Origin of the sequence: Frankia sp. AgB32 (assembly GCF_023243045.1) — a bacterium.
In the GTDB taxonomy this organism is placed as follows: Bacteria; Actinomycetota; Actinomycetes; order Frankiales; family Frankiaceae; genus Frankia.
This window is the reverse complement of record NZ_JALKFX010000099.1, coordinates 25,792-33,538: the sequence shown is the minus strand read 5'-3', so window position 1 is coordinate 33,538 and position 7,747 is coordinate 25,792. Positions and strand designations below refer to the sequence as shown.

Below are 7,747 nucleotides of genomic sequence, written 5' to 3'. Positions count from 1 at the left end.
GGGGGGGGGGGGGGGGGGGGGGGGGGGGGGGGGGGGGGGGGGGGGGGGGGGGGGGGGGGGGGGGGGGGGGGGGGGCGGGGGGGGGCGGGGCCCCCCGCCCCCGCCCCCCCCACCGGGAGGGACCGGCCTGGATCAGGCCTCGGTCCTGGTCACGGTGGCCGGGGTCGCGCCGACGATGCGGCGGCGACGGGCGGCGACCCGCAGCAGCGCGCCTCCGCCGAGCAGAGCTACCGCGATCGAGGCCAGCGCCCCGGTCTCGACTCCGGTGAACGGCAGTGCGCCGCCGCCGGGCGCAGCCGCGCCGGCACCCACACCGCCGCCGCCGCCGACGACGCCGACGCCTACTCCGGCGACGACACACGGGACGCCGTTGCCGTCCACGCCGTCCTTGTGGTCCTTGTCGGCGAAGTCCTTGCCGTCCTTGCCGTCCTTGTCGGCGAAGTCCTTGCCGTCCTTGCCGTCCTTGTCGCTGAGTTCGGAGGCCTGGGCGTCCTTGGTCCCGTTCTTGTCGCCCCAGTTGTCCTTGCCGTCCTTGCCGTCCCTGTCACCACCGACATTGCCGAAGCAGTTGCCGACACCGCCACCGCCGTGGCCGTCCTTGTCGTGGTCCTTGTCGTGGTCCTTGTCCTTGTCGAGGAAGCTGCCGATGAAGTTGGGGATCCAGCGCGGGTCGAAGGGCAGGCCGTGGATGCCATCCTCGTCAATGCCGATGACCAGCACGTTCGCGGTGACGATGCGTGTCGTCGGCCTCCACGACGCGGCCGGGTCGAGCGACGCGGCCAGGCCGATGTTGATCGGCGGGACGACCGGACCGACGGGGGCCGGCGCCGGCGCGGTGCCGGGCGCCGGGGGAACAACGCCGGTACCCGGCGCGGCGACGCCTCCGGTGGCCGGACCGGCCGGCGTGGTCACCGGGGCAGCCGCCGTGCCTGGGGCGGGCAGGAGGACCGGCGCGTCCTCGCCGTCGTACCGGCCGCCGCCGCCGTGACCATCCTTGTCATCGAACAGGCCGCCGCCGTGACCATCCTTGTCATCGAACAGGCCGCCGCCGTGACCATCCTTGTCATCGAACAGGCCGCCGCCGGTGTCGTCACCGAGGATCGGGGCGTCCTTGACGGGCGGCCTCCCCGTTCCGGGCCCGACCGCGGTCGTTCCCGTGGTCAGCAGTCCCCTGCCGGAGGCGGAGAGGTGCTGCTGGCCGGCGGTCGGGAAGTTCAGAGGGACGCTGAAGGCACCGGAGTGGCCCGCGATCGTGGTCGTGCGTGGGACGCCGTTGACCTCGATGCTGACGGCGGTTCCGGGGACGAATCCGCAGCCGCTGAACACGACGCTCTCGCCGGCGAGCACCACGGACTTGCTGACTGTGCCCGTGCCGGTGGCACCGGCGCAGCTGACCGGCGGGTAGGCGTTGTCGCTGATGAGGGGCTGGTCGTCGTTGAGTGCAGCGGCTGGAGAGGCCGGCAGGGCGGCTAGCGCCACGCCGCCGCCTGCCACCAGCGCGACTCCGAGAGGTCGGAACTTCATACAGGCACTCTCCCTGCGAGATGATCAGGTCAAGCAGATGAACGATTGACGACACGGAGAGTATCGACGACTACTCTCCGTGTCTACGACCTCCGCAGTCAGTTTCTAACGCTGCGTGACCATGGAGAGGTGACCGGTACCCCCTCGACGTCGAGGCGCTCCGGCACGGGCAGCGGTTGCGGCCGGACCGCGAGGGCGGGGCCCGCCTTCGGTTCGAGCACCTTGATCTCAAGGGTCCGGGTCTGGCCGCGGTCGACCGTCAGGTAGGTGGAGACCACCGGCAGGCCGTTCTCGGACCCGGTGGCCAGGCCGATCGGCTGGCCGTCGAGGCTGGCCCCGGCGAACAGGCTGTCCCGCCCCGTGTACACCGACAGCCAGATGTTGTTCTGGCCGGTGGGGTTACCGTTGGGACGCGCCTCGTCCTCCCGGTTGCGCACGTAGTCCGACAGGTGGTCCGGGGCCACGCTGGTCAGCCTGATCACGATGGTGACCGCCCCGGCGCCACCCGGCATCCGCTGCACGCGGTAGGTGGTCTGCCGGCGAAGCCAGTAGTCGAGCTTGCTGGCCGCGGCGTTCTGGGTGACGACGGCGAGATACGGACCGTTACCCGTGGGCAGCGCTCCCCCCAGGGCCGTCGCCGAAAGCACGTCCTGTTCATCGGCGTGGTTGCTTGACACGGTCAGGCGTCCTTCTCGGGCCGCCTTCGCGAGTCCGGTGAGAAGCCTGGTGGTGTCGCCCGCGCCGGACACCACCGACGCATAGACGGCCTGACCCACCTGCGCGAAGAAACGGTCCCGGCCGTCCACCGTCGGCACCTGCTCGTACACCTTGGATTCGACCAGGTCGACGAGGTTGTTCGCGGTGACGACCTGACCGCCGGGCAGGACGGCGGGCCGGCTCGCGGCCAGCAGGTACGACAGCGTCGTCGGGTCGACGCTGATGGTCCCGTCCACCTCGATACCGGTTCCGGCCCGGTAGAGGCCGGTGTAGAGGCGGCCGGCGGTCGGATAGTCGGGCGTCAGGTTGGCGTTCGCCCAGACCCGGTCCGGCCAGAACGAGCCGTAGCGGGCCGCGAACGGCGCGGGCAGGTCCGCGGTCGAGCTCGCCTGCGTCGGGCCGCCCGGCAGCGAACCGTTCCCGGAGATGCCGTCCAGCGACAGCTTGCCGCGGTCGGCCGTCAGCAGACCGTAGCCGCCGATGATCCCGCCGTCCGCCCGCGACTCGGCCGGGTTCTGGACGACCAGCAGGTAGCGCCGCCGCCCGGTGGCGCCGAGCATGTCCGGCCCGATCCGCGCGGCCAGCGCCACGTTGTCCAGGGCCCCGGAGAGCGTCGTGCCCCGGTGGATCAGCTCCGCCCGCGCGTCGTCGACGCCGCTGACCCGACCCGTCCAGCCGCACACCGGAGTCCGCTCGGCCGCGGCCCGCAGCGTGTCGAGGGCGGCCGTCGCCCGCTGCGCCGGCGCGCGGGCCGCGGCCAGCGCGGCCACATCAACGGTCATCTCATGCCGCAGGCGGCTCGGGTTCAGCGTGCTGCCGAGGTCGGCGACCGCCGGCAGTCCGGTGCCCGCCACGGTGTCGACGGCCTGGACCAGACCCGCCGCGGAGCGCAACGGGCAGCCGGCCCACGGCAGATGGCCGAACGCCGACCACACCGGGTCCCCGGTGAGCGAGCGGGCGGCCCGGGCCCGTTCGCCGATCGCCGCCACCTGCGCGCGCAGTTCCGCGTCCGGCGGGAGGTGTCCCGCCAGTGCCTGCTGCTGCAGCGCGGCGATGCGGGACCGGGCCTGGTCGAGCTGCGTACGGGCCATCAGGCCGCGGACCGCCACCCAGCCGACCAGGCCGACGAGCACGGCGAACACCAGCGCGCCACCGCCGACGAGCCAGCGCCGACGCCCCTGGGGCCGCCGCGGCCCGCCCTCGCCGGTTTCGCCCGCCGGGGCGGCGGGCGTGCCGTCTCCCGCCGCGGCCGCGGTGCCGGAAACAGCCGCCGGGCCAGCCGCCGGGACCTCACCGAGCGCTGGCGCGCCGACGAGATCGGCGTCCTGCGCCGCCCGCCCGGCGCCGATGGTGCCCGGCCGGATCGGCCGACCGGCGCCGGGCTGACGGGGCAGCCCGGTTGGCGGTCGGCCGGCCGGGCGGGTGCCCGCAGCACCGTTGTGGGCCTCGGCGTGGCGCTGGGTGCCGTCCGGCGCCGCGCGCGCTCCCGCCTGGCGCGGGATGGCGCCGGTGGCCGCCGGGTCAGCGGGCCGGCGGTCGCCGGAACCCGCGCTGGTCTCGTCCCCCGACCCGCCAGCCGTCACCGACCGGACGGCGGCCGGGCGGCGGCCTGGCCGCCTGGCGCCGTCCCGGACTCGGGTGACGCGGATTCGTCGGTGGCCTCGGCCGGGCGCCCGCCGTCAGCGGGCTGGGCCGTGCCCCGCCGCATGCCGCGGCCGCTGGGGTCGGCGGCGGCGCGCGGTGCGGCTCCGGCCGCCCCGGCGGGCTCGCGGGTGCCCGTCCGCGCCCCGCCTGCCGGGTTCGGGCCCGCCTTGCCCCGGCCGGATCCAGCCGGGTTGGCCCGGCGGCCCTCGCCGGGCCTGCGGGCGGCCGGCACCGCCCCGGCCTCACGGGTGGCGCGCGGGGAGCCGTCCGGCCCGGCGCCGACCGGCCGGGCCGGCCGGACGCCGGCATCCGACGCCGCACTCAGCGCCGCACGCTCGGCGCTCGCCCGGGCGTGTCGGCCCCGCGGCGCGTAGCTGCTGTACTGGCCGTAGTAGTAAGCATCCGGGCCCCTGGTCGGAACCATGTTGAGCACCGTGCCGACCATTCTGGCGTCCACCGCGCGCAGCGCGTCGGTGGCGCGGCGAAGCTGCTCGCGGCGGATCCGGCCGACCCGGGCCACCAGCAGCACGCCGTCGGTGCGGGTGGCAAGCACGGCGGCGTCGGTGACCGGCAGCAGTGGCGGCGCGTCGATGAGCACGTAGTCGAACCGGGAGTGCAGCAGCTCGATGAGCTCCGCCATGTTCTTGGAACCGAGCAGTTCGGAGGGGTTCGGCGGGACCGGCCCGGAGGCAAGCACCTCGACCTTGCCGGCGCCGACCCGCCCCTCGCCCCAGGGCTGCAACACGTCGTCAAGATCGGCGGCGCCGATGAGCACGGAGGTGAGCCCGGCGGCGGACTCGACGCCGAGGTAGGCGCCGAACGACGGCCGGCGCAGGTCGCCCTCGATCAGGCAGACCCGGTGCCCGCTCTGCGCGAGGCTGATCGCGAGGTTGCAGGCCGTGGTGGTCTTGCCTTCGCCCGGCAGCGAGCTGGTGACGATGATCGACCGCGGGCCGGCGTCGACGTCGACGAACTGGAGGTTGGTGCGTAGCTGGCGGAAGGCCTCGGCGCGGGCCGAGTGCGGCCGGGCCTCGGTGATGAGCGGCCGGCGCACCGTGTCGGTGTCATAGCCGATCGTCGCCAGGTTGGGCAGGTTGGTGGCGTCCGCGGCGTCGTCCGGTCCGGTGATGCTGGTGTCGAGGCGGAACCGGATGATCGCCGCGGAGATCCCGAGGATCAGGCCGAGCAGGATGCCCAGGGCGACGTTGCGGGTCGGCTGGGGCGTGACCGGCGAGTCCGGCCGCTTCGCGCGTTCCCACACACTCACCCGCACCGAGGGCGGCTGGTCGTTCGAGGGCGCCTCGATCTGGGCGACGGCGCGGGTGAACTCGGCGCCGACCGCGTCGGCGATCATCTGCGCCTGACGCGGGTCCCGCTCCCGCACAGTTGCCTTCAGCAGCACCGTGTCCGGGACCGCCGCGGCGACGATGTGCCCGCGCAGGTCCTCCGGCGTGGCCTTCAGGTGCAGCCGGTCGATGACGGCGCCCGCCACCCGGTCACTCGACACCAGGTTGGCGTAGGACTTCACGCGCTGTTGGGACAGCAGACTCCCCTGGTAGGCCCCGGCCGCGCCGTCGGTGCTGTCCGGCGAGGAGACGACCATGGTCACCGATGCGGCGTACTGCTTCGTGGTCCGCCAGGTCGCGGCGACGGCGAGTACGCCGCCGAGCACGACAAAGGCCAACATGAGCATCCAACTGCGGCGAAGGACGCGGACATAGTCGCGCAGTTCCACTCGTCGACCACCCTCCCGGGATGAACGTTCCGACCACTCACCGTTATTGAGGACCCCCCCAACATACCTGGTGAGTAGTCAATATTTTACTCTCCGTTACGCTTACTCTATGGCCTCATGTGGAGACGTAGAGTAGACGGCCCAGCCCACGGCCGGTGGACAGCGCAGCTCGCGCGGCGCGTGTCGCGCCTCGACCTCCGCCAACGGGTCGGGTTGCAGATCGCCCTCGACAGCGTGGCGATGGTCGTCGGCCTTACCGCGGCACAGATCGGCAGGTTCGACTACTCGCTCAGCGCGCTGTCCAGCCTCGGGTTCTGGGTGATCAGCGCGCTCGCGGTCTGCCTGCTCCACTTCCTCGGCACGGCCCTGCACCTCTATCTGGGGCGTTACCGGTTCGGCGGCTTCGAGGAAGTGCTCTGCCTGCTCGTGGCGGTGTTGCTGACCATCGTCGGGCTGCTCGTCGTCATCGCCGCCTTCGGCCCGCCGCGGCCGATGCCGCTGAGCGTCCCGCCGCTGGGCGGCACGGTGACACTCGTGGTGATGTTCGGCGTGCGATACCTGTGGCGGCTGCTCGAGGAACGGCTGCGCCGACCGGACCGCGACCAGGCCGAGCCGGTGCTCGTCTTCGGCGCCGGCCAGGGCGGTGAGAGCGTCCTGGCCGCCATGCTGCGCACCCAGGACAGCCCCTACTACCCCATCGCGTTGCTCGACGACGACCCCCGGCTGCACAACCTGCGCCTGTTCGGCGTGCGGGTGCGTGGCGGACGGGACGCGATCGCCGCGGTCGCCGCGGCCACCGGGGCCCGCACGCTGCTGGTGGCCATCCCGAGCGCCGATGCCGAACTGCTCCGGGAGGTCAACAGAATCGCCGAGGATGCCGGACTCGCCGTGAAGGTCCTGCCCAGAGTCAGTGATCTCATCGACGGCCGGGTCGGCGTGGGTGACATCCGCGACCTCGACCTGGCCGATCTGCTCGGCCGGCGACAGATCAGCACGGACATGGCTGCGGCGGCCGGCTACCTCGTGGGGCGCCGCGTCCTGGTCACCGGTGCCGGCGGTTCGATCGGCTCGGAGCTGTGCCGCCAGATCGCCACCTTCGAACCGGCCGAACTGATCATGTTGGACCGGGACGAGTCAGCCCTGCGCGCGGTGCAGCTGTCCATCACGGGCCAGGCGATGCTCGACGACGACGCGATCGTGCTCGGCGACATCCGCGACCTCGACCTGATGACGAAGCTGTTCGCGCAGCGCCGCCCGCAGGTCGTCTTCCACGCCGCCGCGCTCAAACACCTCCCGCTGCTGGAACGGTTTCCCGGTGAGTCGGTCAAGACGAACGTCTGGGGCACGCTCGCGATCCTGCGGACGGCCGCGGCCTGCGGGGTGGAACGCCTGGTGAACATCTCGACGGACAAGGCAGCCAATCCGACCAGCGCGCTGGGTTTCTCCAAGCGGATCACCGAGCGGCTCACCGCGGCCGTGGCCCGCGAGGCGACGGGCACGTTCGTCAGCGTGCGCTTCGGCAACGTGCTGGCGTCCAACGGCTCGGTGCTGACGGTCTTCGCCAGTCAGATCGCCGCCGGCGGCCCGATCACCGTCACCCACCCGGACGTCACCCGCTACTTCATGACCATCCCCGAGGCGGTCCAGCTCGTCCTGCAGGCCGGTGCCCTCGGCGCCCCCGGCGAGGCGCTGGTCCTCGACATGGGCGAGCCGGTGCGAATCGACGACGTGGCCCGGCGTCTCGCGGCGCGGGAGTCCCGGCCGATCGAGATCGTCTACACCGGGCTGGGCCCGGGCGAGAAGCTGCACGAGGAGCTGCTCGGCGCCGGCGAGTCCGACCAGCGGCCCCACCATCCCCTCATCTCCCACGTGGACGTGCCCGCCCTGGATCCGAACCGGGCACTCGACCTCGACCCGTGGGCGCCGCCGGCGACGGTGCTCGCCGAGCTCGCGGCGCTCGCGGGTGAGCAGGTGCTGGTCGGCGCCACCCCGGCAGGCGGCGCCACGCCGACCGGCGACCCCGCCACCGACCAGGCCCCCGCGGCCGCCGGCCAGATCACGGACCTGATTCCCCGGCAGCCGGTGGCACGGGCCGCCGACGGGCGCCAGACACCAACCCGTTGACGG

The 7,747-nt window shown here is 73.4% G+C and carries 4 protein-coding genes; 1 reads left to right on the top strand and 3 read right to left on the bottom strand.

Annotated features, from left to right (window positions below):
* Positions 1 to 132: 132 nt before the first annotated feature.
* From MXD60_RS22770 to MXD60_RS22760, 3 genes are all read right to left on the bottom strand, one after another.
* Positions 133 to 1,524 carry a hypothetical protein gene (locus tag MXD60_RS22770; protein WP_248821376.1) on the bottom strand — a complete coding sequence of 464 codons (1,392 nt, stop codon included), beginning with the start codon at positions 1,522 to 1,524 and terminating at the stop codon, positions 133 to 135.
* A gap of 98 nt (positions 1,525 to 1,622) precedes the next feature.
* Positions 1,623 to 3,824, bottom strand: coding sequence for a DUF4012 domain-containing protein (locus MXD60_RS22765; protein WP_248821375.1), 2,202 nt, complete (start codon positions 3,822 to 3,824; stop codon positions 1,623 to 1,625).
* Positions 3,821 to 5,572, bottom strand: a complete 1,752-nt coding sequence (locus MXD60_RS22760; protein WP_248821374.1) for a tyrosine-protein kinase domain-containing protein — start codon at positions 5,570 to 5,572, stop codon at positions 3,821 to 3,823. Before MXD60_RS22760 ends, MXD60_RS22765 begins: the two co-directional genes overlap by 4 nt.
* 165 nt (positions 5,573 to 5,737) lie before the next feature.
* On the opposite strand from MXD60_RS22760, the gene MXD60_RS22755 reads away from it, so the two are divergent.
* Positions 5,738 to 7,744 (top strand): polysaccharide biosynthesis protein, encoded by a 2,007-nt coding sequence (locus tag MXD60_RS22755; RefSeq protein WP_248821373.1) that lies wholly within the window; start codon positions 5,738 to 5,740, stop codon positions 7,742 to 7,744.
* Positions 7,745 to 7,747: the final 3 nt, after the last annotated feature.

Coding starts and splice junctions, on each gene's coding strand:
- MXD60_RS22770 (WP_248821376.1), bottom strand. CDS start 1,524: ATGAAGTTCCGACCTCTCGGAGTCGCGCTGGTGGCAGGCGGCGGCGTG.
- MXD60_RS22760 (WP_248821374.1), bottom strand. CDS start 5,572: ATGTTGGCCTTTGTCGTGCTCGGCGGCGTACTCGCCGTCGCCGCGACC.
- MXD60_RS22755 (WP_248821373.1), top strand. CDS start 5,738: ATGTGGAGACGTAGAGTAGACGGCCCAGCCCACGGCCGGTGGACAGCG.